Here is a 26693-nt window from a genome sequence, read left to right on the forward strand (position 1 = left end):
AAATAAAATAGGCTTATTTGTTCGATTGACGTTTTGCTTTTTGCAATTTTTCATAAGCAGTAAGTAACGACTGATGAATAGGTAAATTTGTTAAGTCAGCATCGATAGGTTGTAAACCATAAAATGCTTGTTTACCTTGTATTGCGTTTAAGGCTGCTTGTAATGTTTCTTCTCCATACATACGAGAGAATGCATACATGTATTGCATAGGTTCACGTTCAGTCTCTTGTTGTAATAATAAGAGATTGTGTAAGCAGCGATAATAATTTTGGCGTTCTGGCGTAAATAAAGAAGCGTTGAAATCTTGAGTCCATTCAACCCAGACAAGCGCTTGCTCAAGATCACCACCAGCAAGTGCAAGCATGGATTTTAATTCACCCACTCGCAAATGGCTCCAGCCATTATCTTTACCTGGTGCAATACCAATCATTTCTCTGATACGAGTAAAGTCGTCTAGACCATCTTCATCAAATTGACCGATAAGTGATAAATATTCTTCTTTTGTGCCTTCGCTTGTTGGTAACGAAAGAATAGTATCACGCCAATGTACACCCATAATGTTATTGGCTAACTGTAGATCTTCTGCAGGGTAAATATCTGATAAACCAGGTACTAAAATACGACACGCATAAACACCTAAGTGTGAGTAATCCATAATATAGACTTCAGCATCACACTGCTGGCACAGCGCCATTAAGGTATGAAACTCTTCTTCAGTGGTGCCACTGAAATTCCAATCAGCAAAAGTATAATCGGCATCTTTCTTAAAGAGATCCCAACTAATTAAACCACTTGAATCAATAAAATGTGTTTCAAGATTGGTGTGATCACCCACTTCTTCATCATCAAAGCTTGGTGGGTTGAAAACATCAAGATCTTTAAGACTACGGCCTTGTAATAACTCCGTGACGGTACGCTCTAAAGCTACACCAAAATCAGGATGAGCTCCAAAAGAAGCGAAACAAGTTCCATTTTGTGGGTTAAATAACACGACACAAATAACAGGGAATTGTCCCCCTAAAGAAGCATCAAAGCTAAAGATTGGGAAACCTTCTTGCTCTAAGGTATTAATCGCTTCAATAACAGCAGGGTAGCGAGCTAAAACCTCTTTAGGAATTTCAGGTAAGCTAATTCTTTCGGTGATAATGCGGTTTTTCACATAGCGTTCAAAAACTTCTGAAAGTCCTTGGACACGAGCTTCATTCTTTGTATTACCCGCAGACATACCATTAGAGGCATACAAGTTAGCAATAATATTTACAGGAATATAAACAGGTTTTTCATCTGATTGACGAATAAATGGTAGTGCGCAAATTCCACGATCATGATTACTTGATTGTAAATCAACTAATTCACTACCACATAACTCACCTTCAGGATCATAAAATTCACGTAAACGCGCATCTAATAAACCTGTAGGAACAGAATCATCTTCAGTGAGAGGGAACCATTTTTCACTTGGATAGTGAACAAATTCACCTTCTGCAATATCAGCACCTAGCCAGAAATCAGAGAAGAAATAATTAGTTGAAAGACGTTCAAAGTATTCGCCTAATGCGGAAGCTAATGCTGCTTTTTTGCTGGCACCTTTACCGTTAGTAAAACATAAAGGGCAATCTTTATCGCGAATATGAACAGACCAGACATTAGGAACTGGGTTTAACCATGAAGCTTCTTCAATGTTAAAGCCTAAGTCGGTTAATTTTTTCTGAAAGCTAGCGATAGAATCTTCCAGTGCGGCATCTTTGCCAGGAATGAATGTTTGTGACATGGCAGGTTTCATTAATATTTTGCGGATGATAGTTAGGGGGCACATGATACTGAAATCCCCTGTTAATCACTAATAATTTCTCTCATTTAGAACTGACTAACCATATTCATAACTAATAAATTATTTAACATATGAGTTTTTTTAATAAATACGTTCGATTTATCACGGAATTAATAATTTAAAATCATCATAATTGGATTTATTTATAAACTCATAAGGGATCAGTTCGATGATGAAAAAAACATTGCTTGCCAGTCTATTAGCTGTAGTCAGTGGTTCTGTTTTCGCCTTACCTAATGTCACCATTTTAGCTACTGGTGGTACCATTGCAGGTGGTGGTGATTCAGCAACAACATCAAGCTATACAGCGGGTAAATTAGGTATTGATACGCTAATTAATGCCGTACCTGAGGCTAAAAAAGTCGCTAATTTAAAAGGCGAGCAAGTCGTTAACATTGGTTCTCAAGATATGAATGACCAAGTATGGCTTAAGCTGGCTAATAAAATTAATGCAGATTGTGATAAAACGGACGGATTTGTTATCACTCATGGTACTGACACCATGGAAGAGACGGCTTACTTTCTGGATTTAACAACAGCCTGTAAAAAACCAGTTGTTATGGTTGGTGCAATGCGCCCTGCAACTGCATTAGGCGCTGAAGGCCCTTTAAATCTTTTTAACGCAGTTGTGATTGCCAGTGATAAAGCTTCTGAAAATCGTGGTGTGTTAGTCACTATGAACAATGCGGTTATCAGTGGTAAAGATGTCGTGAAAATGAATACGACTGAAGTACAAGCATTCCAGCCAGTTAATGCAGGTGCTCAAGGTTACGTACATAACGGCAAGGTACATTATTACACTGCTGCATTACCTCGTGCGGATAAACCCGTATTTGATGTCAGTAAACTAACTGAATTACCAAAAGTGGGTATTGTTTATAACTACTCAAATGCCTCTAATTTACCAGCAAAAGCCTTTATTGATAATGGTTATAAAGGTATTGTCAGCGCGGGTGTTGGTAACGGTAACTTATATACTGATATTTTTGATACCTTAGCTGATGGCGCTAAAAAAGGTGTGGTTGTTGTGCGTGCAAGCCGTGTACCAGTTGGTTTCACGACACAAAATGGCGAAGTCGATGACGCAAAATACGGTTTTGTGGCATCAGAACGCCTGAACCCACAAAAAGCGAGAGTATTATTACAATTATCGCTCACACAAACTCAAGATCCTGCGAAGACCCAAGAAAATTTCGAAAAGTATTAATTTAAGAGAGTTTGAATAATAACAAGGCCTCATTAATGAGGCTTTGTTATTTTTAAAAAGTGAAATGGCTAATTTGTTTTAGCTCGAGAGACAACAACTCTTGCTGTAAAAAAAGCAATTAATGGCGTCATTGCAAAAACAATAAAGAGCCAATGTGCAGCATTTTGAGCGCCTATCATGCCACCCGGATCTGTTAATCCTGCCATATTAACCACCGTCCCTGAAATAGAGGCACCAACAGCCGTTGAAAACAATTGGATAGTGGTAATAGAAGTTGCTGCTTTTTGGGCTTCTTGCCCTTGAGAAACATGCAATACACGAGTTAAATAATGGGGCCATGCCATACCTATTCCAGCACCTGTAAAAAAGAGGGCTATACAAATAATGATAATTTGCCCATAAGGTATGGTTAGAACATTAGAGATAAATAAACCAAGGATAACAATGGCTGAAAAGTTAATCATTGGACCAAAACGCATTAATTTTTGAGCAGTAGATTGTTTACTTGATGAAGACACAATGGCAGAGAAAGACCAACCTGCACCAACCAATGCTGCTAAATAACCCGAAAGTAGAGGGGTAATATTATGGATAATTTGCAAGAAATAGGGCACAAAGACTTCTGTTTGCACACTGATCCCTAATAAAGCCATGGTGAGATATATTGGTGCTAATGGTGCAGAAAAAGAAAATGTTCCTTTAGGAAATAAGCCATCATTTGATCTTTTATCAATATTGACTAGCAGTAAAATAAAGATCACTGCAAATATAAAGGATAAGGTGTTATATAAAATAACGTTATAAAGACTGCCAATAGAAATAGATAATACAGCGAGCATTAATAAAATAAGCTGTTGAAAAGGTAACGGCGCTTTGGCGACAATATTATCAGCATTATTTTCGGTAGGAAGAATAGTTAATAATAAAATAGCGTAAGGAATACCTACAAATAAAATAGACCAAAATGCGCCACGCCAAACATCGTATTCAGCAAATATTCCACCCAGTGCGGGACCTAATAGTGTCGATATTCCCCACATACTAGACATTAACGCCATGGCTCTGGACCAAAGTGGTTGAGGAAACATGACTCGAACTAACGAGTAAGCAAGTGCTAGCAACATTCCTCCGCCAGCCCCTTGAATAAATCGCCCTAAAAGCAATATCTGCATTGAGGGTGCTGTTGCACAAATAACAGAGCCAGATAAAAAGCAAATGGTGGCAAAAAGATAACTATTGCGAGGTGCAAATGCACTCAGCAATCGTGAAGTTAATGCAGAAGAAAGAATTGAAGCCAGAATAAAAACCGTGGTGTTCCATGCATATAAATTGAGCCCACCTATATCTCGGACAATAGAAGGCAGTGTTGTTATCGTGATATAAACATTAATTGCATGTAATGCAACGCCTCCTGCTAAAGCGAGCGATTTTAGACTATTTTTTCCATGAAGAAGCATTCCCCAGCTTGCTTCTTCTTTTTTATTTACACTCCCCGACATAAAACACTCCTAACCGTTATTTTTACGCACTGCGTATTATGCGTTAGCTCACAATAATCATTGCGCCAATTTAATGAGAATGATACAACCGATAAAGGTCATTTTGTAAAAACATATTCAGATAGGGTGAATTTGAATGAGTCAGGTATATAACTTTAGTGCAGGTCCGGCTATGTTACCGGCAGAAGTCCTTCGTCGTGCAGAATTAGAATTATGCAACTGGCATGAACTGGGGCGCTCGGTCATGGAAATCAGCCACCGCAGTAAAGAGTTTCTTGAAGTTGCTCATCAGGCAGAGCAAGATCTTCGTGATCTTCTCAATGTGCCAGAAAACTACAAAATTCTTTTTTGCCATGGTGGGGCACGAGGTCACTTTGCGGCTTTACCTCTCAACTTGTTAGGTGAGAAGACAACAGCTGACTATATTGATGGTGGTTATTGGGCGAAAAGTGCAGCCGAAGAAGCTGAAAAATATTGTTCGCCAAATATCATTAAAATTAAAACAGAAGTTGATGGCAAAATTGGTGTTAAGCCAATGAAAGAATGGCAATTAAGTAATGATGCCGCTTATGTACATTATTGCCCAAATGAAACCATTGATGGTATTGCCATTCATGAAGAACCCAATTTTGATGACAACAAAATTGTTATTGCTGACTATTCGTCTTCTATTTTATCTCAACCGATAGATGTTAGTCGTTTTGGTGTTATCTATGCGGGTGCACAAAAGAATATTGGCCCTGCGGGTTTAACTATTGTCATTATTCGTGAAGATCTATTAGGTAAAGCGCACAAAGAAACACCTTCTGTGTTTGATTACACAGTGCTTGCTGAAAATGACTCCATGTTTAATACACCACCTACCTTTGCTTGGTATTTATCAGGTATGGTCTTTAAATGGCTGAAAGAGCAAGGTGGTTTACAAGAGATGGCAAAACGTAACTATGAAAAAGCAGCGCTTCTTTATAGTGCAATTGATAATAGTGATTTTTATATCAATCGAGTTGCTACAGAAAATCGCTCACTAATGAATGTACCTTTCCAAATGTCTTCCCCTGAATTAGATTCAGTCTTCTTAAAAGAGGCCGAAGCTCAAGGGTTAGTCGCATTAAAAGGCCACCGTGTATCTGGTGGTATGCGCGCATCAATTTATAACGCAATGCCATTAGCTGGTGTTCAAGCATTAGTTGATTTTATGGCTGATTTTGAGCGTCGCCACGCATAATACATACATTATATGTCTAGGAAGCCTATGTGAAAGTGGGTTTCCTTTTATCCTAAGATGTTGATAATGACAATCAAATTATCCCAGTACTAAAAAATAAATAAAAACAATAAGTACCTAAATCGTTTTATTATTTTTTGATTAAACAGCATCCCATCTTATTTTATTTGTTTATCGGAGTTCTTACCTGTTTATGGAATCGTTGACATTACAGCCTATTGCTCATATTGAAGGCACTATTAATTTACCAGGTTCAAAAAGTGTCTCTAATCGTGCGTTATTATTAGCCGCTTTAGCTAAAGGTAAAACACGTTTAACTAACCTATTAGATAGTGATGATATTCGTCATATGCTAAATGCATTAAAAGCATTAGGCGTGCAGTATCAATTATCAAATAACAATACAGTCTGTGATATAGAGGGGTTAGGTGGTGAATTTAAAACTAATTCACCATTAGAACTTTTCTTAGGTAATGCTGGTACAGCAATGCGTCCATTGGCAGCTGCATTAAGTTTAGGTTCGCATGACATTGTATTAACGGGTGAACCACGAATGAAAGAGCGCCCAATTGGGCACTTAGTTGACGCTTTACGCCAAGGTGGTGCGAGTATCGATTATCTTGAACAAACAGATTATCCACCTATTCGTTTACGTGGCGGTTTTAAGGGGGGAAATGTAGCAGTAGATGGTAGTGTTTCAAGCCAATTTTTGACCGCCTTATTAATGACAGCGCCATTAGCTGAACAAGATACAACTATAACAATCAAGGGTGAGTTAGTATCAAAACCGTATATCGATATTACCTTAGCGTTGATTAATACCTTTGGTGGCAAGATTGAAAATCAAAATTATCAACAATTTGTTGTGAAAGGTGGCCAACAATATCAATCACCTGAAAAATACCTTGTAGAAGGAGATGCGTCATCAGCATCTTATTTCTTAGCGGCTGCTGCAATTAAAGGTGGAACAGTCCGAGTGACAGGTATTGGCAAAAATAGTTTGCAAGGCGATATTCATTTTGCTTCTGTACTTGAAAAAATGGGAGCAAAAATACGTTGGGGTGATGATTATATTGAATGTGAACGTGGCTCGTTAAAGGGCATCGATATGGATATGAATACTATTCCTGATGCAGCAATGACCATTGCTACTACAGCCCTGTTTGCAAAAGGTGATACTGTTATTCGTAATATCTATAACTGGCGCGTAAAAGAAACTGACCGATTGGCAGCAATGGCTGCAGAATTGCAAAAAGTAGGTGCGATTGTAGAAGAAGGGCATGATTACTTAAAAGTCACTCCACCACAGCAGTTAACAACTGCAAATATCAAAACTTATAACGATCATCGTATTGCTATGTGTTTTTCGCTGGTGGCATTGTCTGATACACCTATTACTATTCTTGATCCAGGTTGTACAGCCAAAACATTCCCAGATTATTTTGATAAGTTAGAAACGCTTTCTCAGCGTCATGGTTAATACCCATTGTATTTAATAAAAACAAGTCAAATTTAAATCAGTTAAATCGGCAGTGTTGGACTTTTAACAGCACAATATTGCCGATTTTTTATTATGTTCAGACAAAGTTTTCTAAAAAATAACCTATCTATAAAAAATAATATTGAATAAATCTCTTTGGCCTTTATCTGCTTGTTTCTTCCTATACATTGTATGCGTATAATGACGCGCATACATTAATACTGTTTTTCTCTGTTTGAATTCAATGTCTATTATATCAATGTAATAAAAGCATCAAACACAGAAACACAGTGCCCATGAAAAGGAGAAACTCATGGCGGTTATCGTCCCTGTTATAACTGTTGATGGGCCTAGCGGAGCAGGTAAAGGAACATTATGCCAAGCATTAGCGAAAGCGTTTGGCTGGCACTTACTTGACTCTGGTGCTATTTATCGTGTGTTGGCATTAGCTGCTTTACACCACCATGTTGATATTACTTCTGAAGATGCATTAGTACCTTTAGCGGCAAATTTAGATGTACGTTTTGTTCCTAATGAGAATGGTTTAAGTGTTATTCTCGAAGGTGAAGATGTATCGAATGAAATTCGTACTGAAACAGTTGGGAACACGGCCTCACAAGCAGCAACTTTTCCCCGTGTAAGAGAAGCATTATTGCGTCGCCAGCGAGCATTTCGTACTGAACCTGGTCTTATTGCCGATGGGCGAGATATGGGAACGATAGTTTTCCCTGATGCTCAAGTGAAAATTTTTCTTGAAGCCAGCGCAGAGGAACGAGCACGTCGTCGCATGTTACAGTTGCAGGAAAAGGGCTTTAATGTTAACTTTGAGCGCCTTTTATCCGAGATAAAAGAACGCGATCACCGTGACCGGAATCGCGCTGTTGCGCCACTTGTTGCAGCGAAAGATGCATTAATTCTCGATTCTACAAGTTTGTCTATCGACGAAGTTATTGAAAAATCGTTAACTTATGCTAAAAAAAATCTGCAATTATCAGCGTAATTAATTTTTATTTCGTTTATACTAGGTAATTATCAAAATCGGGTTGACGTGTTAATGAAAACACAACAATGCCCGATGACCTTGTCACAAAGGATGTAACGAGGTATGTGAAACAACCCCATTCGGCCGGATGCTAAATGGACGTTAATTAAATTTACTTGAAGATCATTAACATGACAGAATCTTTTGCTCAACTCTTTGAAGAATCCCTAAAAACAATCGAAACTCGTCCTGGCGCTATCGTTCGCGGTGTTGTAGTTGCTATCGATAAAGACGTTGTTCTGGTTGATGCAGGTCTGAAATCAGAATCTGCTATCCCTGTAGAACAATTTAAAAACGCTCAAGGCGAATTAGAAATCCAAGTGGGCGACGAAATTGATGTTGCTCTGGACGCGGTTGAAGATGGCTTCGGTGAAACCGTTCTGTCTCGTGAGAAAGCTAAACGTCACGAAGCGTGGCTGATGCTGGAAAAAGCTTACGAAGAAAACGAAACTGTTGTTGGTATCATCAACGGTAAAGTTAAAGGTGGTTTCACTGTTGAACTGAACGGCATTCGTGCGTTCTTACCAGGTTCACTGGTAGACGTTCGCCCAGTTCGCGATACAACTCATCTGGAAAACAAAGAGCTTGAGTTCAAAGTCATCAAATTAGACCAAAAACGTAACAACGTTGTTGTGTCTCGTCGTGCGGTTATCGAATCTGAAAACAGCGCAGAACGCGATCAGTTATTAGAAAACCTGCAAGAAGGCATGGAAGTTAAAGGTATCGTTAAGAACCTTACTGACTACGGTGCATTCGTTGATCTGGGCGGTGTTGACGGCTTACTGCACATCACTGACATGGCTTGGAAACGTGTTAAACACCCAAGCGAAATTGTCAATGTTGGCGACGAAATCACTGTTAAAGTCCTGAAATTCGACCGTGAACGTACTCGCGTATCATTAGGTCTGAAACAACTGGGCGAAGATCCATGGGTAGCTATCGCTAAACGTTATCCAGAAGGTACTAGACTGACTGGTCGTGTAACTAATCTGACTGATTACGGTTGCTTCGTAGAAATCGAAGAAGGCGTTGAAGGTCTGGTACACGTTTCTGAAATGGATTGGACTAACAAAAACATTCACCCATCTAAAGTTGTTAACGTTGGTGATGTTGTTGAAGTTATGGTTCTTGACATCGATGAAGAACGTCGCCGTATTTCACTGGGTCTGAAACAGTGCAAATCTAACCCATGGCAGCAGTTCGCAGAAACTCACAACAAGAACGACCGTGTTGAAGGTAAAATCAAGTCTATCACTGACTTCGGTATCTTCATCGGTTTAGACGGCGGTATCGACGGTCTGGTTCACTTATCTGACATTTCTTGGAATGTTGCAGGTGAAGAAGCAGTTCGTGAATACAAAAAAGGCGACGAAATCGCTGCTGTAGTTCTGCAAGTTGATGCTGAACGTGAACGTATCTCACTGGGCGTTAAACAATTATCAGAAGATCCATTCAATAATTACCTGTCTGCTCACAAAAAAGGTGCTATTGTTTCTGGTAAAGTAACTGCTGTTGACGCTAAAGGCGCAACTGTAGAATTAGCTGACGGTGTTGAAGGTTACCTGCGTGCTTCTGAAGCTTCACGTGACCGCGTTGAAGATGCAACTCTGGTTCTGAATGTTGGCGAAGCTGTTGAAGCTAAATACACTGGTGTTGACCGTAAAAACCGCGTTATCAACTTATCTGTTCGTGCTAAAGACGAAGCAGACGAGAAAGACGCTATCGCTTCTGTAAACAATAAAGAAGAAGTTGGTTTTTCAAACAACGCTATGGCTGAAGCTTTCAAAGCAGCTAAAGGCGAATAATTTAAGTTATTAACGGAGGCAACGTTAATCGTTGCCTATTTATCGGTAGTTTAGGGAGGTAATATGACCAAGTCTGAGTTAATCGAGAGACTTGCAGGCCTACAATCTCATCTTTCGGCTAAGACGGTTGAAGAAGCTGTAAAAGAAATGCTTGATCATATGGCTGATACTTTAGCTGATGGTGAGCGTATCGAAGTCCGCGGATTCGGCAGTTTTTCTCTACACTACCGTGCGCCGCGTACGGGTCGTAACCCGAAAACTGGTGATAAAGTAGATCTGGAAGGTAAATACGTTCCACACTTTAAGCCAGGTAAAGAGTTACGTGACCGTGTAAATATTTATACGGAATAATAACTCCTGTCGAAATGGCACGATGTTAGTTAACTTTCTCAAAAACGGTACTTCGGTGCCGTTTTTTATTATCTTTTATTTGTGTTGATTATTTTTGATTGCTTCCATTGGTTAGTTTTTGATTGTTAGTCCTTTACTTCATTTACCATATCTATTTATTTTCCTTTTTATTGTCCTTTTTTATTTTCTTTCTTACTTTTCTTTGTATTACTTTATTGTACTTTGAACGTTATTTCTTGATTTAATTATCATAATTGTTGATTTGTTTTGTTTTTTTCGAGTTTCTTCTCAAAATATAATGTATACGACAATAAAAAAATTTCTTTTTATAAAGAAGCGCGAAAAAACGTTTTAAAGAGCTACCTTTAATAAAAATATAACTTCATGATATTTAAAGATACTTATGAAGGGATGCAAAAATGATTTTATTGAGAGGAATAATAAGTATTTTGAGGTTAAAAATATTATCAATAAAACAACACTTTTTTTATTCAAAATATTATCAACGATTTTATTTTACAACACTGAGTTTGGATAGTATCGCTCTAGCAATATTATTAGGTTGTCTACCTCTATTATTTCAACATACACTTTTTAGTTTAACGACTTATTATATTGTAATTATTATTGCAATATCTTTATTACTTATTCCTTTTTCATTAATTCGTTTCTTAGCATTGTTTTTATTCTTCTGGGTTTATTCTAATCTTATCGCATACTCATTGATGGTAAAAACAACTCAGCTTGTTGATAATATTGTGTCATTTGAAACAAATATTGTTGAATATCGTCAATTATCAGATGGTAATATTATTATCAAAATACCCATTCCAAAAGAGACATTTTTTTCATCTTCTATTTACGCCAACGTATATTGGAGAAATCCACCTAAAAATATCGAAATAGGGCAATTTTGGAAATTTAAAATTCAATTTAAAGCTGTACACAGCTATTTAAATGAAGGTGGATTTGATAGCCAAAAATATGCAGTCTCTAAAAAAGAAACCTTAACAGGAAAAGTGATGTTAGCTACATTCGTTCATGCTGATATTTCGCTACGTACTCAATTTATTCATTCTCTTTTAACCTATTGGCAAACAGCAAAAAATAAAGGTGAGATTATTGCGTTAGTTCTAGGTGATAAACGTGATATAGAGCATGAAAGAAAAGATCTTTATATGAAAACGGGAGTTGCACATCTTATTGTTATATCGGGATTGCATATCGGTTTAGCTGCATTAGTAGGGTGGGTTATAGCAAGGGGGCTTCAGTTTTTATTTCCCATTAAATGGATAAACACACAATTTCCATTGTTGATAGCTTGGGGATGTGGTGTATTCTATGCAACTTTATCGGGCTGGGGAATACCTGCAACAAGAGCTGTTATCGGATTAAGTGTTTGGGTGATCTTACATTGGCAAAGCCGATTATTTCTGCCTTGGCAATGGGCTCTTTGGAGCGCTGCCCTCATATTGATTGTTGAACCACTATCGATACTTTCAGCCAGTTTTTGGCTTTCGTTTTCTGCTGTATTTGCCATTATTTTTTGGTATTGGATGTATCCATTAAAAGCTAAATATAATCATCAAAAACGATGGTTTATTTTAAGGCTAATTCACTTACAATTTGGATTGCTAATTATTTTATTACCGTTTCAATTCTATTTATTTGGTGGTGCTAATTTTTTTAGTTTTATTGTTAATTTATGGGCAGTTCCTATTGTTTCATTTATTACTGTACCGTTAATAATGTTTGGATTATTGACATCCTTTCTTTCATTTTTACAACCAATAATTTGGCATTGGGTTGATCTCTCTATTAATCTTGCTTTTTGGTGTGCTCCTTTATTTTTACCTTATTGGCAATATAGTGGTGCTATTCCTTTTTTATTGGGGTTTTTAGGTGTTGGTATTATTGTAATTATAAAAATGTCATGGTGGCGTCATCATTTTATTTTGCTTATTGCTATTGGTATTCTTTTATATTGTGAATTCACAACTTTCTCACGTTATCAATGGCGTATGTCTATGTTAGATGTTGGCCATGGCTTAGCTATTATTCTTGAAAAAGATAGAGAAGCGATTATTTATGACACAGGAATACGCTGGAAAAGTGGTGGTTCAATTGCAAAAAGTGTCATTATTCCTTATTTAAAATATCATCGGCTTAATCCTGTGGCATTAATCATCAGCCATGATCATTTAGATCATACGGGAGGTATTGATGATTTAATGATGGCTTATCCCAATTTAACACTTCGTAGTAGCTTTGATAATTCTTCACATTTACCCTGCTTACAGGGGGAATCATGGCAATGGAAAGGGGTTAAGTTTGATGCATTATGGCCACCAAATAAAGTTCTCTCACCTAAAAATAATCAATCATGCGTGATCAATGTAAGTGATGGTAAACATAATATACTGTTGACAGGTGACATTGAAAAAGAGGCGGAAATACAATTAATAAGGTCGAAAAATCGCCAATTAAGCGCTGATATTTTACAGGTTCCTCATCATGGTAGCCAAACATCGTCCACATTGGCGTTTATTCAAACAGTGTCGCCTAAATTTGCACTCGTTTCTGCTGCTCGTTATAGCCTTTGGCGTTTACCTTCTGATAAAGTACATCTTCGTTATAAAAAAGAAGCTATTAATTGGCTAACAACCGCTATTAGTGGGCAGATTTCGATCGAGTTTAATCAAGATAATATTGATGTATTTACCTATAGACGAGATATTTTACCTCGCTGGTATCATCAGTGGTTTGGTGTTTTGACGTTTCCCGAGTAGAATGACCGGCTAATTATTAAAAGTTTGGTAATATATATGAATGATATAGACCTATCAACGTGGCAAACATTCCGACGCTTATGGCCGATGATTCGGATTTTCAAAGCGGGTTTGATCGCTGCAGCAATTGCATTAATCATCAATGCGGGTGTGGATGCATTTATGATTTCTTTATTAAAACCACTGCTTGATGAAGGTTTTGGTAAAGCAAGTAATGACGTATTAAAATGGATGCCGATTGCTGTTATTGGACTGATAGTTCTGCGTGGTATATCTAACTTTATTTCAAGTTACTGTCTTTCTTGGGTATCAGGGAAAGTTGTAATGAATATGCGTCGCCGACTGTTTTCCCACATTATGGGAATGCCGGTGAGCTTTTTTGACCAGCAATCAACAGGAACTTTGCTTTCTCGTATTACATATGATTCAGAGCAAGTTGCTTCTTCATCATCAGGTGCATTAATTACAGTTGTTCGTGAAGGTGCCTACATTATCGGGCTCTTTGGCTTGATGTTTTACTATAGTTGGCAATTATCCATGATCCTCATTGTTATTGCCCCTATTGTTGCCATTGTTATTCGTTTGGTATCAACACGTTTTAGAACGATTAGTAAACGTATTCAAAATAGCATGGGACAAGTAACAACTAGCGCTGAACAGATGCTGAAAGGACATAAAGAAGTACTTATTTTTAATGGTCAAGAAGTAGAGAATAAGCGCTTTAATCATGTGAGTAACCATATTCGTCGCCAAGGCATGCGTATGGTTGTTGCATCGTCAATTTCAGATCCTATTATTCAATTAATTGCTTCCTTTGCGTTAGCATTTGTTCTGTACGCGGCTAGTTTCCCTGACATTATGGATACATTAACTGCAGGTACAATCACCGTTGTTTTCTCATCAATGGTTGCATTAATGCGCCCATTGAAATCATTGACGAATGTGAATGCTCAGTTCCAAAGAGGTATGGCAGCTTGCCAGACATTATTTGCTATTCTCGATATGGAACAAGAGAAAGACACAGGTAAACTAGAACTGAAAAAACCAACGGGTGATATTGAATTCCGTAATGTGACTTTCCAGTATGTGACAAAAGATACTCCTGCCTTGAAAAATATGTCATTTACTATTCCAGCAGGAAAAACTGTTGCATTAGTGGGACGTTCTGGTTCAGGTAAGTCAACAATAGCGAATCTGATCACGCGTTTCTATGACATCAATGAAGGGCAAATATTGATTAATGGTCATGATATTCGTGAATACACGTTGAAATCTTTACGTAATCAAGTTGCTCTTGTTTCTCAAAATGTTCACTTATTTAATGAAACAGTAGCAAACAATATTGTTTATGCTTGTGAAGACCAATACAGTCGTGAAGATATCGAAAAAGCAGCCAAAATGGCGCATGCAATGGACTTTATTAATAAAATGGATAAAGGCCTAGATACCGAAATTGGCGAAAATGGTGTTCTGCTTTCAGGTGGACAACGTCAACGTATCGCGATAGCGAGGGCTTTACTACGTGATTCACCAATTCTTATCCTTGATGAAGCTACATCGGCACTTGATACAGAATCTGAACGTGCTATTCAATCAGCTCTTGATGAACTGCAAAAAAATAGAACCTCTTTAGTGATTGCTCATCGGTTATCAACCATTGAAAAAGCGGATGAAATTTTAGTTATTGAAGATGGTGAAATTGTTGAACGTGGCTCACACATTGATTTAATCGATCAAAAAGGTGTTTATGCTCAACTTCACAGGATGCAATTTGGTAAATGATTGAACGGATTTGGTCTGGTAAATCTTGGTTTTATCTCCTCTTACTTCCATTTTCATGGTTGTACGGCGCGATTACTCTATTAAGGCGCTTTGCATATCAAAAAGGATGGTTGTCATCATGGAAAGCCTCGGTTCCTGTTGTGGTTGTTGGTAACTTAACGGCAGGTGGCAATGGTAAAACTCCCGTTGTTATCTGGCTTGTTGAGCAATTAATACTGCAAGGATTTAAACCAGGTATTGTTTCCCGTGGTTATGGCGGGAAATCAGATCATTATCCATTACTACTAACATCAGAGACCACACCTGCAATAGCAGGTGATGAACCTGTGTTAATTTATCATCGAACAGGTGCACCTGTTGCGGTTGCACCTAATCGACGAGATGCAGTAAAAGCCTTATTAGCACAACATGAACTTGATGTGATTATCACTGATGATGGCTTACAGCATTATGCACTACAGCGTGATTATGAAATTGTTGTTATCGATGGGCAGCGTCGATTTGGCAATGGCTGGTGGCTTCCTGCTGGCCCTATGCGGGAACGTGCGAGTCGCTTACATTCAGTCGATGCAATTATTGTTAATGGTGGTTTAAGCCAAGATAATGAGATAGCAATGGTTTTAGCGGGTGATATCGCGGTGAACCTTAAAACAGGTGAGAAAAAGCCAGTTCAACAGATAGCTAAAGCGGTAGCAATAGCTGGCATTGGTCATCCTCCTCGTTTTTTTAATTCTTTGCGCGAAAAAGGAATTGAATTAATTTCAACTCAAGCATTTAGTGATCACAGTGATTACAGTGCCAAAGAATTACAAGATTTAACACCGTTCAATGAAACTCTTATTATGACAGAAAAAGATGCTGTTAAATGTCAGCATTTTGCTCAAGAAAATTGGTGGTATTTGCCAGTCAGCGCTGAGTTAAATAGCCAATCTGTGCTAAAACAAGTCAGCAATTTAATTTACGGCTCGAAAAAAACTTGTATCTGATCTGAAACAATGATATTTATAGTGGAAATCAGGATAGCGTTACATAAAAGATTACCTACCCACAGTCGCATATCGCTTTTGTCGTAGTTCAATTTAACTCGCCAATACCCTATCTACTCAAAAGCCTTGTGTGGAGATTTTGTGGATCTTTAATGTAGACGTAATTTTTTTATGCTGTGAATGCAATAGGCTTTGCACCTAATGGATTGTAGAAACTATTTTGAATGGTGATTATTAATCCTCCTTATATATGGTTATTTTATTTATAGGTGCGCAATAAAATATCTTCCTCATGTCATCTTTTTGTCATGTTGATACTGTAAATATTGATTGAGCCTTAGAATATTCATCAAGTTTAGCTATCACGGTTTTGAACATTTATATTAAATAATAAAATGCACTACTTAAATTAATGTGTTCAGAATTTAATTGGGGTTTTATATAAGAAGACATAATAAAAAGTAGGATGCATTAGTATAGAAAAATAAAAACTATACGAAGAACAAAAGGAGTTTATCTATCATGACATTACAATTAAGAATGGGTCGCGTAAAATGGTTCGACAATAACAAAGGTTATGGTCTTATTGTTGCAAGAGATATTGAACAAGAAGTTTATGTCAATAAAAAAGCGATTGCCAATACAAAAAACAAAGCATTAACAGAAGGTCAAGACGTTGAATTTTCTGTTATCAGAACAGCCGCCGGCCTAGAAGCTGCTGATGTTATCGGATTTTAAATAAGGTTTTACCTTGTTGATGATGTAGTAGAACGATAGTTTAACACTAAGATTAAATTATCGTTTATACCTATTTTGGGGCAGGTAAGGTCAAATAGCTTACTACCAAACCGAATAAGTAATATAAAAGAGTTATAACGTTAATTAGAATGCAATAAAGATAATAAAAAGGTTAAATTATTATCAATAAAAGTGGAATGTAATTCTTTATTAATGATGTTGCAGACTCAACGATAAAAAGCCACATTAATGTGGCTTTTTTGTTGCTTATAGTAAAAAAGAAAATAATAAATTTATTAATAACCAAAATAATTTTCGAATTATCACTAAACGAGAGGCTTTGAGTATTAACGCTGATCCTTCCTTATGATATCCTTTTGCTATATAAAATGATTAACCCTTGAGAGGGAAAAAATGGATCACCGCTTACTTGAAATTATTGCTTGTCCAGTTTGCCACGGCAAACTTATCTTTGATAAAGAAAATTCAGAGCTTATCTGCAAAATTGATCATTTAGCTTATCCTGTTCGTGACAATATCCCCGTTCTTCTGGAGAATGAAGCAAGAGAATTATCACTAGAAGAGGAAAAGTAACTTCATGTTCACGGTCATAATCCCTGGTCGATATGCATCGACCCGCTTACCGGGTAAACCCCTCGCGGATATTCACGGTAAACCTATGATTGTTCGTGTTATGGAACAGGCTATGCGTTCTGGTGCAAACCGTGTCATTGTCGCAACCGATAACTTAGATGTTGTTGCCGCTGTGGAAAAAGCGGGTGGGGAAGCCTGTATGACCCGAGAAGATCACCATTCGGGTACAGAACGTTTAGCTGAAGTCATTGAAAAATACCAATTTGCAGATGATGAGATAATTGTTAACGTACAAGGTGATGAACCTCTTATTCCTCCCGCAATTATTACTCAAGTTGCTGAAAATTTAGCAAATTGTGGTGCAGGAATGGCAACATTGGCAGTGCCTATTGTTGATTCGAAAGAAGCGTTTAATCCTAATGCTGTGAAAGTGGTTATGGATGCAAAAGGTTTCGCACTTTATTTTTCTCGTGCAACCATTCCTTGGGAAAGAGACCGTTTTAACTTATCACACGATGAAATTGGTGAGCATTATCTCCGCCATATTGGGATTTATGCTTATCGCGCTGGCTTTATACGTCGATATATTACTTGGGAGCCAAGCCCATTAGAATCTATTGAAATGTTAGAGCAACTGCGAGTGTTGTGGTATGGCGAAAAAATCCATGTTGCCAAAGCATTAGAAGTTCCTGGCGTGGGTGTTGACACTCAAGATGATCTTGTTGCAGCCAGAGCTGCATATCGAGCACTTAACCAAGAGTTCTGATCTTTTAACGGACACAAATCAATTTCAACGGCACTTAAAAATTAAGTGCCGTTTTTGTATCAGTAAGCAAAAATATTTCTAATTACTGGTTCTCTTCTTTATCTGATTGATGACTTTCATTTTCAGGAATAGTAGCGGGTTGTCCAGCAGGTTTGACAGATTGCCACATTGAGCCTAAAAACTCATACCATGCACGTTCACTATGCTGAAAATATGTCGCTGAAGGGAAATACTTCTCCCAAGGATGTAATGGTGAAGTGATAGCCAATTGATTAGCTGGTGCAACGATAGGTTTCATGCCTCTGGCTAAAAAGAAACGTTCAGCGCGTGCTAAATGGTTAGCGGACGTCACAAGTAAAAAGGGTTTCTTACCAATTAATTTATCAACTTCATAGGCTTCTTCTTCAGTATCTTTCGGTGTTGATAATGCGATAGTTCTTTCAGGAGGTACACCCAAAGATTGTGCTACCTGAGCCGCTACCTCAGCACTACTTATCTGATTAACACCTGCACCACCTGTAAAAATTAGCATCGCATTAGGATTGCGATAATAGAGTCTTACACCTTCAGCAACACGAAATAGACTATTGTTAAGAAGATTAGAACTGGGTGCCCAATCGGGGTTATAAGTAAATCCACCACCCAAAACAACAATATAGTTCACATCTTGTTGTGAATTTTCTCGTAATTCATAACGAGCTTGATACTCTTTTTCACTTGGCATTAATAGTGTATCAGCAACAGGCTGTATGCCTAAAATCGTCAATAAAATAAGAGCAACAGTAAGTAGGCTTTTTCCTGTTTTTTGCCAACGAGTAAACCAAAGCAGAGCTAAGGCAAAAAAGGCGATTAATAAGAGTAAAGGCAAGGGCATTAGAAAACCTGCAACATACTTTTTGAGCAAAAACAGCATAAATTATCCTAAATTGAGTGAAATACATGCGATTGATAGAGAAAGCTTAGCGAAAACTAGGGGATCACAGAGGCATTGTGTCAAAATAGTCGGTACAACAACGTTTCACTAAGTTTTAATCAATAGAAATAAAGAACCGTTAAATTATTTATAAAACGATAAACGTTCGAACATTAATTTTTTCATTAATAAGCGTTATATTTATACTGCGCTTTGCGAATAATCTGATTCATGGCTTATTTCTTTAGAGAAAACAGTCAGTATCATAGAACACTGGTAAAATTGCCGTCTTAATTTTATGTACAGTGTCTCATATTTTTTGAATTTATCAGAATGCAAAGAGCGCAAGTAGCAAGTTGTTATCATGAGGCGTTTTAATGTCAGATCGTAATTTTGACGATATTGCAGATAAATTCTCCCGCAATATCTATGGCACAACAAAGGGTAAAATTCGCCAAGCAGTGATTTGGGAAGATTTACAACAATTATTAACCCTTCTGCCTAATCGCACTTTGCGTATTTTAGATGCTGGAGGTGGCGAAGGGTATTTTTCTCGCCAATTGGCTAAATTAGGACATCAAATTATCTTATGTGATTTATCACAAGAGATGCTTAATCGCGCACAAGAAGCCGCGATTGATGAAGGTGTTGCTGAGAACATGACGTTTATTTGTTGTGCTGCTCAAGAGATTAAAGAGCATATAGATGAAAGGGTTGACTTAATTCTGTTTCATGCCGTATTGGAGTGGATCACGGATCAGAAAGACGCCGTAAATGTTCTTACCGATATGCTACTACCTAATGGTATCTTATCGCTGATGTTTTACAATGCGAATGGTATTGTTATGAGAAATGCGATATTGGGGAATTTTCATCTGGCAAATCCTGAAATTCCTCGAAGAAGAAAAAAATCATTATCGCCTCAAAATCCATTGCAACCTGAAGATGTTTATCAATGGCTGACAGAATTTTCAATGACAATATTAGGAAAAACGGGAGTTCGTGTTTTTCATGATTATTTACAAAGTCGCCAGTTGCAAAATAAAGATTTTCCATCGTTGCTTGCATTAGAGCAACGTTATTGTCGGCAAGAGCCCTATATCAGTCTGGGGCGTTACATTCATGTCATGGCACAAAAGCGTGTAAATTAAGGATGTACTATGAGTGATTTTACCCAGACCGTTCCTGAGTTAGTGTCTTGGGCGAGAAAAAATGATTTCTCAATCTCACTGCCACCTGAAAGATTAGCTTTTTTGATGGCAGTCGCTGTATTAAACAGTGAACGCCTTGATGGCGAAATTAGTGAAGGGGAGTTAATTGACGCCTTTAGAGAGGTCTGTAAAGGCTTTGAACAACCCGCAGAATCAATTCAAGTTCGTGCCAATAATGCCATTAATGATATGGTTAAGCAGCGTCTTTTTAACCGTTTTACCAGTGAATTGGTAGAAGGTAATGCAATATATCGGTTAACGCCGTTAGGTATTGGAATTAGTGATTATTATATTCGTCAACGTGAGTTTTCATCGTTACGTTTATCTATGCAGTTATCTATTGTAGCGGGAGAACTCGATTCAGCTGCAAGTTCTGCTGAAGATGGCGGCGATGAATATCATTGGCATCGTAATGTTTTTGCGCCACTGAAATATTCAGTTGCAGAAATTTTCGATAGCATTGATTTGTCACAGCGAATTATGGATGAACAGCAAAATACAGTAAAAGAAGATATTGCGGCATTATTAAATCAAGACTGGCAAGCTGCTATATCAAGCTGTGAACAACTGTTATCTGAAACTTCTGGCACATTAAGAGAGCTACAAGATACGCTTGAAGCCGCGGGTGATAAACTTCAAGCCAATCTATTGCGTATTCAAGAAGCAAACATGAATACGGGTCATGTTGATCAAATAGATACGTTAGTATTTGAGCTACAAAGTAAGCTAGACCGTATTATTAGTTGGGGTCAGCAATCTATTGATTTATGGATTGGCTATGATAGACACGTCCATAAATTTATTCGTACTGCGATTGACATGGATAAAAACCGTATATTCTCTCGTCGATTACGTCAATCAGTACAAAACTATTTCGACAGCCCATGGGCATTAACTTACGCTAATGCAGATAGGTTGTATGATATGCGTGATGAAGAACTGACTTTACGAGATGAAGAAGTTACAGGTGAATTACCTGAAGAACTCGAATATCAAATGTTCAGTGAAGTGAATGAACAAATAGCGCAATGGGTAGAGCAAGAGCTTGCTTCTTACAAATTAGAGCAAAGAGCATTAGATCTCAGTTCAGTATTAGTTGAATACCTTGATCGTTACCCGCAGCAGAAACATTTTGATGTTGCCCGTATTGTGATTGATCAGGCGGTACGATTAGGTGTAGCAAAAGCTGAGCTCGCAGGATTACCTGCAAAATGGTCAGAAATTAACGAATATGGAGCTAAGGTACAAGCGCATGTCATCGATACATACTGAACAATTTATGCCAGCAAAGCTGGCGCAGGCATTAGCGAACTCACTTTTTCCTGAACTGGATAGCCAGTTACGTGCCGGTCGACATATTGGTATAGATTCTCTGGATAATCATGCTTTCTTGATGGACTTTCAAGATGAATTGTCAGATTTTTATGCGCGTTATAATGTTGAATTAATCCGAGCTCCAGAAGGCTTCTTCTATTTACGTCCTCGCTCAACTACGCTTATTCCTCGTTCTGTACTGTCTGAAATGGATATGCTGGTGGGGAAAATTCTTTGTTATCTCTATCTTAGCCCAGAGCGATTAGCGAATCAGGGTATATTTACTGTTCAAGAGCTATTCGATGAATTAAGAACACTAGCAGATGAAAATAAATTATTACGTTTAGTGAATCAGCGTTCCACCGGTTCTGATCTTGATTTGCAAAAACTGCAAGAAAAAATGAGAACCTCTCTGAATCGTTTACGTCGTTTAGGTATGATCTCATTCTTATTAAATGACTTGCAGCGTTTTTCAATAACAGAATCAGTGTTCCGCTTTGGTGCTGATGTGCGCAGTGGCGATTCACCATTGGAAGCTCAAATGCGAATGATCCGTGATGGTGAAGCGATGGCGCTTGATACAGGATCAGAGACACCAAATGATGATGAAGAAAATGAAGATGAGCAATTACAATCAGGTGAAGATGGTGCGGAGGAAGAAAATAAATGATTGAACGTGGAAAATTTCGCTCATTAACACTGATCAACTGGAATGGGTTCTTTGCTCGCACTTTTGACTTAGATGAATTGGTGACGACATTATCAGGCGGGAACGGTGCTGGTAAATCAACCACTATGGCCGCATTTATCACAGCAATGATCCCTGATCTGACTTTACTGCACTTTCGTAATACCACCGAAGCGGGATCAACAAGTGGTTCTCGTGATAAAGGTTTATATGGGAAGTTACGTCCCGGCGTCTGTTACGCTGTATTAGATGTGATCAACTCACGTCATTTACGTGCTGTGGTAGGGGTGCGTTTACAGCAGATTGCTGGTCGCGATAAAAAAGTTGATATCAAACCCTTTATGATCCAAGGGCTGCCGATGGCAGAAAACCCGACAGAAATTCTGACTCAAGCTGTTGCAGATCGCCAAGCACGGGTTTTACCACTCAATGAATTAAAAGAAAAAGTTGAAGCCATTGATGGAGTTGTTTTCAGACAATTTAATTCAATTACTGACTTCCATGCAGTGATGTTCGATTTAGGGGTGATCCCTAAACGCTTGCGGTCAGCCAGTGATCGTGCCAAATTTTATCGTTTAATTGAAGCCTCGTTATATGGTGGTATTTCAAGTGCGATCACTCGTTCTTTACGTGATTACTTATTACCTGAAAATAGCGGAGTCAGAAAAGCATTCCAAGACATGGAAGGCGCATTACGGGAAAACCGTATGACGCTTGAAGCTATTCGTGTCACACAATCAGATCGTGATTTATTTAAACACCTGATCACAGAAGCAACATCTTATGTTGCAGCAGACTATATGCGTCATGCAAATGAGCGACGGGTTCATCTTGATGAAGCATTAGAAGTTCGCCGTGAATTATGGAGCCAGAGAAAATCCATTAATAACGAGGCATATCGTTTTGTTGAAATGGGTAAAGAGCTGGAAGAGCAACAAGCACTTTCTTCTGATCTTGAAGCGGATTATCAAGCAGCAAGTGACCGATTAAACCTAGTGCAAAATGCGGTTCGTCAACAAGAAAAAATTGACCGTTATGTTGCCGATGTGGAAGAAATAACTTTTCGCTTAGAAGAACAAAGTGAAGTTGTTGAAGAAGCTGCGTCTAAGAAAGAAGAACTTGAAGCACGTGTAGAATCAGCAGAAGAAGAAGTCGATGAACTGAAAAATCAGTTAGCAGACTATCAGCAAGCATTAGATGTACAACAAACACGCGCTATCCAATATCGCCAAGCTGTACAGGCTTTAGAGCGTGCTAAAGCACAATGTGATATTGCTGATTTAGATGAAAGTAATGCTGATCAGTGGGCTGAACGTATTCAAGCAAAAATTCAAACCATTACCCATTCACTACTTTCAATGGAACAGAAACTTAATGTTTCTGAAGCAGCGAAAACACAGTTTGATCAAGCTTATAAATTGGTTAGCGCCATTGTTGGTGAGGTTGATCGTAAAGATGCTTGGAGTGCCGCCAAAACGGCATTACGCGAATGGTCTTCGCATCGACACCAAGCGGATAGGGTTCATCCTATTCGTATGCAATTAGCAGAATTAGAGCAACGTTTACATCAGCGAAACAATGCTCAACGCCAACTTGAAGAGTTTAACAAACATCATGGCAAATCGATGGAGCCAGATGATCTGTTAATTTTACAAGATGAGCTAGAAGCTAAAATTGAAGAGCTTAGCGATTATGTTAATGAGTCTGGCGAACATCGTATGCAAATGCGCCAAGAGCTGGATCAACTCAAACAACAAATTGAAAAGCTAAAAAAACAAGCCCCAGCATGGCTTGCGGCACAAGATGCATTAACGCAACTGTGTGAGCAAACTCGTCAATCTTTTGAAACGGGTCATCAAGTAACAGAATATATGCAACAGTTACTTGAAAAAGAGCGTGAAGCCACCGTATTACGTGATGAAACAGCAACACGCAAACAACAAATTGAAGCGCAAATTGAACGTTTAAGTCAGCCAAGTGGTGCTGAAGATGGACGGTTAATTACGTTAGCAGAGCGTTTTAATGGGGTTTTATTATCAGAGATTTATGATGATATTACATTAGATGATGCACCTTATTTCTCAGCGTTATATGGCCCTGCACGTCATGCCATCGTTGTACAAGATCTATCTCTTGTTCAGGCTCAATTAGAAACATTAGAAGATTGCCCAGAAGATCTCTATTTTATCGAAGGCGATCCTCAATCTTTCGATGACAGTGTGTTTAATGCACAAGAGATGGATAAAGCGGTTCTTATCAAAAGCTCAGATAGACAATGGCGTTATTCTCGCTACCCTGAGATCCCACTTTTTGGTCGTGCTGCGCGTGAAAATCAATTAGAAATATTATCTCATCAACGTGATGAGCTTTCTGAAATTTATGCAACGCAAGCTTTTGATGTGCAAAAAATTCAACGTGCACACCATGCCTTTAGCCAATTTGTTGGGCAACATATTTCAGTTGCTTTTGAAGCTGATCCTGAAGAGGATATCCGCCAGCTTAATCAAAGACGTAATGAGCTAGAAAGAGCATTAGCACAGTATGAAGAAAGCACTCAGCAGCAACGCCAACATTATGCTCGTGCCAAAGAATCACTGAATTTGCTTAATAAACTGATCCCTCAAGTGAATATCTTGATGGATGAAACATTGATTGACCGTGTTGAAGAGCTACGTGAAGAGCTGTATGCCGCTGAAGAGTCTATGCGCCACTTACAGCGTCATGAAAAAGCACTCGCAACCCTAGAGCCTATTGCGTCAATTTTGCAAAGTGACCCACAAGAGCACGAGCAATTAGCGCAAGACTACGAACAAGCAAAAGCAGAGCAACAACGTTATCAACAACAAGCTTTCTTGCTGGTAGAAGTAGTACAACGTCGTGCGCATTTTAGTTATAGCGATGCTGTTGAGATTGTGAGCGAAAATAGTGATCTTAATGAGAAGCTACGCCACCGTTTAGAGATGGCAGAGACTGAACGCGCTACAGCAAGGGAGCTTTATCGCCAACAACAAGCACAGTGTGCTCAATTTAATCAAGTGCTCGCATCATTAAAGAGTTCTTTTGATACTAAATCTGAATTGCTTAGAGAGCTTGAGCAAGAGATGCGTGATACGGGAATACATATTGATGTTGGAGCAGAAGTAAGAGCAAAAGAACTACGAGATCAACGTTATTCTGCAGTTAGTGCTAACCGTACTCGTATTAGCCAACTTGAACGCGATATCGCACTTAGTGAAGCCGAACGTGATAATCTGACCAAAAAAATTCGTAAACTTGAGCGTGATTACACTCAAATCCGAGAGCATGTTGTGAGTGCAAAAGCGGGTTGGTGTGCTGTGATGCGATTGGTGAAAGAAAATGGCATGGAACGTCGTTTACATCGCCGAGACTTCGCTTACCTTTCTGCTGATGAATTACGTTCAATGTCGGATAAGGCGCTAGGTGCATTACGTCAAGCGGTTGCTGATAATGAATATTTACGTGATGCATTACGTCGTTCTGAAGATGCTAAATATCCTGATCGTAAAGTTCAGTTCTTTATTGCGGTATATCAGCATTTAAGAGAGCGTATTCGCCAAGATATCATTAAAACCGATGATCCAGTTGATGCAATTGAACAGATGGAAATTGAGCTTGCTCGCTTAACGGAAGAACTGACAAGCCGTGAACAGAAATTAGCGATTAGCTCACGAAGTGTCGCGAATATTATTCGCAAAACTATCCAACGAGAGCAAAACCGTATCCGTATGCTAAACCAAGGTTTACAAGCGGTTTCATTTGGCCAAGTGCGAGGTGTTCGACTTAACGTCAATATTCGTGAAAGTCATCAAGTGCTTCTTGATGTGTTATCAGAAGAAGATAATCAATACCAAGACTTATTTAAAAACCAAAACCTTACTTTCTCTGAAGCGATGGCTAAGCTCTATCAACGCTTAAATCCACAAGTAGATATTGGGCAACGTATGCCACAAACAGTGGGAGAGGAGCTGTTAGATTATCGTAATTATTTAGAAATGGATGTCGAGGTTAATCGTGGGCCAGAAGGGTGGTTAAAAGCGGAAAGTGGCGCGTTATCAACCGGTGAAGCGATTGGTACTGGTATGTCAATTTTGGTGATGGTTGTACAAAGTTGGGAAGAAGAATCTCGACGCTTAAGAGGAAAAGATATTTCCCCTTGTCGTTTGCTTTTCCTCGATGAAGCTGCGCGTTTGGATGCTAAATCTATTGCAACGCTATTCGAACTTTGTGATCGTTTAGATATGCAATTAATCATTGCAGCACCAGAAAATATCAGTCCAGAAAAAGGTACGACTTATAAACTCGTTCGTAAAGTGTTCAATGGTACAGAACATGTTCACGTTGTCGGTTTAAAAGGTTTTGGTCAATACGCAGAAAAAGATAAAATTGCATCATCAAATGTTGCTGAAATAACAGAATAATTTTATTTGGGTAATCAGCTACAAATAGGCAAA

Annotated in this window: 19 protein-coding genes; 16 read left to right on the forward strand and 3 right to left on the reverse strand. The window is 38.4% G+C overall.

Features of this window, described 5'->3' with window-relative positions:
* Positions 1-13: 13 nt before the first annotated feature.
* Entirely contained in the window at positions 14-1771 is a 1758-nt protein-coding gene (gene ycaO, locus DK866_RS10100; protein ID WP_109408792.1) for a 30S ribosomal protein S12 methylthiotransferase accessory factor YcaO, read from the reverse strand.
* A 229-nt stretch (positions 1772-2000) separates the two neighbouring features.
* Between ycaO and ansB the strand changes: the two genes are divergently transcribed.
* On the forward strand, positions 2001-3038 hold the full coding sequence (ansB, locus tag DK866_RS10105; protein WP_109408793.1) for an L-asparaginase 2: 1038 nt from the start codon (positions 2001-2003) through the stop codon (positions 3036-3038).
* Positions 3039-3106: 68 nt separating this feature from the next.
* Here the strand turns inward: ansB and DK866_RS10110 are convergent, their stop codons facing one another.
* Positions 3107-4537, reverse strand: coding sequence for an MFS transporter (locus DK866_RS10110; RefSeq protein WP_109408794.1), 1431 nt, complete (start codon positions 4535-4537; stop codon positions 3107-3109).
* 136 nt (positions 4538-4673) lie between these two features.
* On the opposite strand from DK866_RS10110, the gene serC reads away from it, so the two are divergent.
* The 11 genes from serC to kdsB all read left to right on the forward strand — a co-directional run bounded on the left by serC (position 4674) and on the right by kdsB (position 18095).
* Positions 4674-5762: a 3-phosphoserine/phosphohydroxythreonine transaminase gene (serC, locus tag DK866_RS10115; protein ID WP_109408795.1), complete on the forward strand. Its 1089-nt coding sequence runs from the start codon at positions 4674-4676 to the stop codon at positions 5760-5762.
* A 193-nt stretch (positions 5763-5955) separates the two neighbouring features.
* On the forward strand, positions 5956-7242 hold the full coding sequence (gene aroA, locus DK866_RS10120) for a 3-phosphoshikimate 1-carboxyvinyltransferase (protein ID WP_109408796.1): 1287 nt from the start codon (positions 5956-5958) through the stop codon (positions 7240-7242).
* Positions 7243-7555: 313 nt separating this feature from the next.
* Positions 7556-8242, forward strand: coding sequence for a (d)CMP kinase (cmk, locus tag DK866_RS10125; protein ID WP_109408797.1), 687 nt, complete (start codon positions 7556-7558; stop codon positions 8240-8242).
* Between the two features lie 173 nt (positions 8243-8415).
* Entirely contained in the window at positions 8416-10089 is a 1674-nt protein-coding gene (rpsA, locus tag DK866_RS10130) for a 30S ribosomal protein S1 (protein WP_036938108.1), read from the forward strand.
* 63 nt (positions 10090-10152) lie between these two features.
* On the forward strand, positions 10153-10440 hold the full coding sequence (gene ihfB / locus DK866_RS10135) for an integration host factor subunit beta (RefSeq protein WP_006537420.1): 288 nt from the start codon (positions 10153-10155) through the stop codon (positions 10438-10440).
* 419 nt (positions 10441-10859) lie between these two features.
* A complete protein-coding gene (locus tag DK866_RS10140; RefSeq protein WP_109408798.1) occupies positions 10860-13229 on the forward strand; it encodes a DNA internalization-related competence protein ComEC/Rec2 in 2370 nt (789 codons plus the stop codon).
* 36 nt (positions 13230-13265) lie between these two features.
* Positions 13266-15011 (forward strand): lipid A ABC transporter ATP-binding protein/permease MsbA, encoded by a 1746-nt coding sequence (gene msbA / locus DK866_RS10145; RefSeq protein ID WP_109408799.1) that lies wholly within the window; start codon positions 13266-13268, stop codon positions 15009-15011.
* Positions 15008-15997, forward strand: coding sequence for a tetraacyldisaccharide 4'-kinase (lpxK, locus tag DK866_RS10150; protein ID WP_109408800.1), 990 nt, complete (start codon positions 15008-15010; stop codon positions 15995-15997). The genes msbA and lpxK overlap by 4 nt, the downstream gene beginning before the upstream one ends.
* A gap of 522 nt (positions 15998-16519) precedes the next feature.
* The gene (locus DK866_RS10155; protein ID WP_023581324.1) at positions 16520-16735 is read left to right on the forward strand and encodes a cold-shock protein; all 216 of its coding nucleotides are present in this window, start codon (positions 16520-16522) and stop codon (positions 16733-16735) included.
* Between the two features lie 414 nt (positions 16736-17149).
* Positions 17150-17329, forward strand: coding sequence for a Trm112 family protein (locus tag DK866_RS10160; protein WP_004244593.1), 180 nt, complete (start codon positions 17150-17152; stop codon positions 17327-17329).
* Positions 17330-17333: 4 nt separating this feature from the next.
* Complete coding sequence (kdsB, locus tag DK866_RS10165) at positions 17334-18095, forward strand: 3-deoxy-manno-octulosonate cytidylyltransferase (RefSeq protein ID WP_072069670.1); 762 nt, start codon at positions 17334-17336, stop codon at positions 18093-18095.
* 82 nt (positions 18096-18177) lie between these two features.
* Here kdsB and elyC read toward each other — a convergent pair whose 3' ends face one another.
* On the reverse strand, positions 18178-19008 hold the full coding sequence (gene elyC / locus DK866_RS10170; RefSeq protein ID WP_109408801.1) for an envelope biogenesis factor ElyC: 831 nt from the start codon (positions 19006-19008) through the stop codon (positions 18178-18180).
* 377 nt (positions 19009-19385) lie between these two features.
* Between elyC and cmoM the strand changes: the two genes are divergently transcribed.
* From cmoM to mukB, 4 genes are read left to right on the forward strand one after another with little or no spacing between them, the layout of a single operon-like run.
* Positions 19386-20159: a tRNA uridine 5-oxyacetic acid(34) methyltransferase CmoM gene (cmoM, locus tag DK866_RS10175; protein WP_109408802.1), complete on the forward strand. Its 774-nt coding sequence runs from the start codon at positions 19386-19388 to the stop codon at positions 20157-20159.
* A 9-nt stretch (positions 20160-20168) separates the two neighbouring features.
* Complete coding sequence (mukF, locus tag DK866_RS10180) at positions 20169-21491, forward strand: chromosome partition protein MukF (protein WP_072069667.1); 1323 nt, start codon at positions 20169-20171, stop codon at positions 21489-21491.
* The gene (mukE, locus tag DK866_RS10185; protein WP_109408803.1) at positions 21472-22203 is read left to right on the forward strand and encodes a chromosome partition protein MukE; all 732 of its coding nucleotides are present in this window, start codon (positions 21472-21474) and stop codon (positions 22201-22203) included. The genes mukF and mukE overlap by 20 nt, the downstream gene beginning before the upstream one ends.
* Positions 22200-26660 (forward strand): chromosome partition protein MukB, encoded by a 4461-nt coding sequence (mukB, locus tag DK866_RS10190; protein ID WP_109408804.1) that lies wholly within the window; start codon positions 22200-22202, stop codon positions 26658-26660. The genes mukE and mukB overlap by 4 nt, the downstream gene beginning before the upstream one ends.
* The last annotated feature ends 33 nt before the right edge of the window (positions 26661-26693 follow it).

The organism is Proteus genomosp. 4 str. ATCC 51469, from assembly GCF_003144375.1.
Classification (GTDB): Bacteria; Pseudomonadota; Gammaproteobacteria; order Enterobacterales; family Enterobacteriaceae; genus Proteus.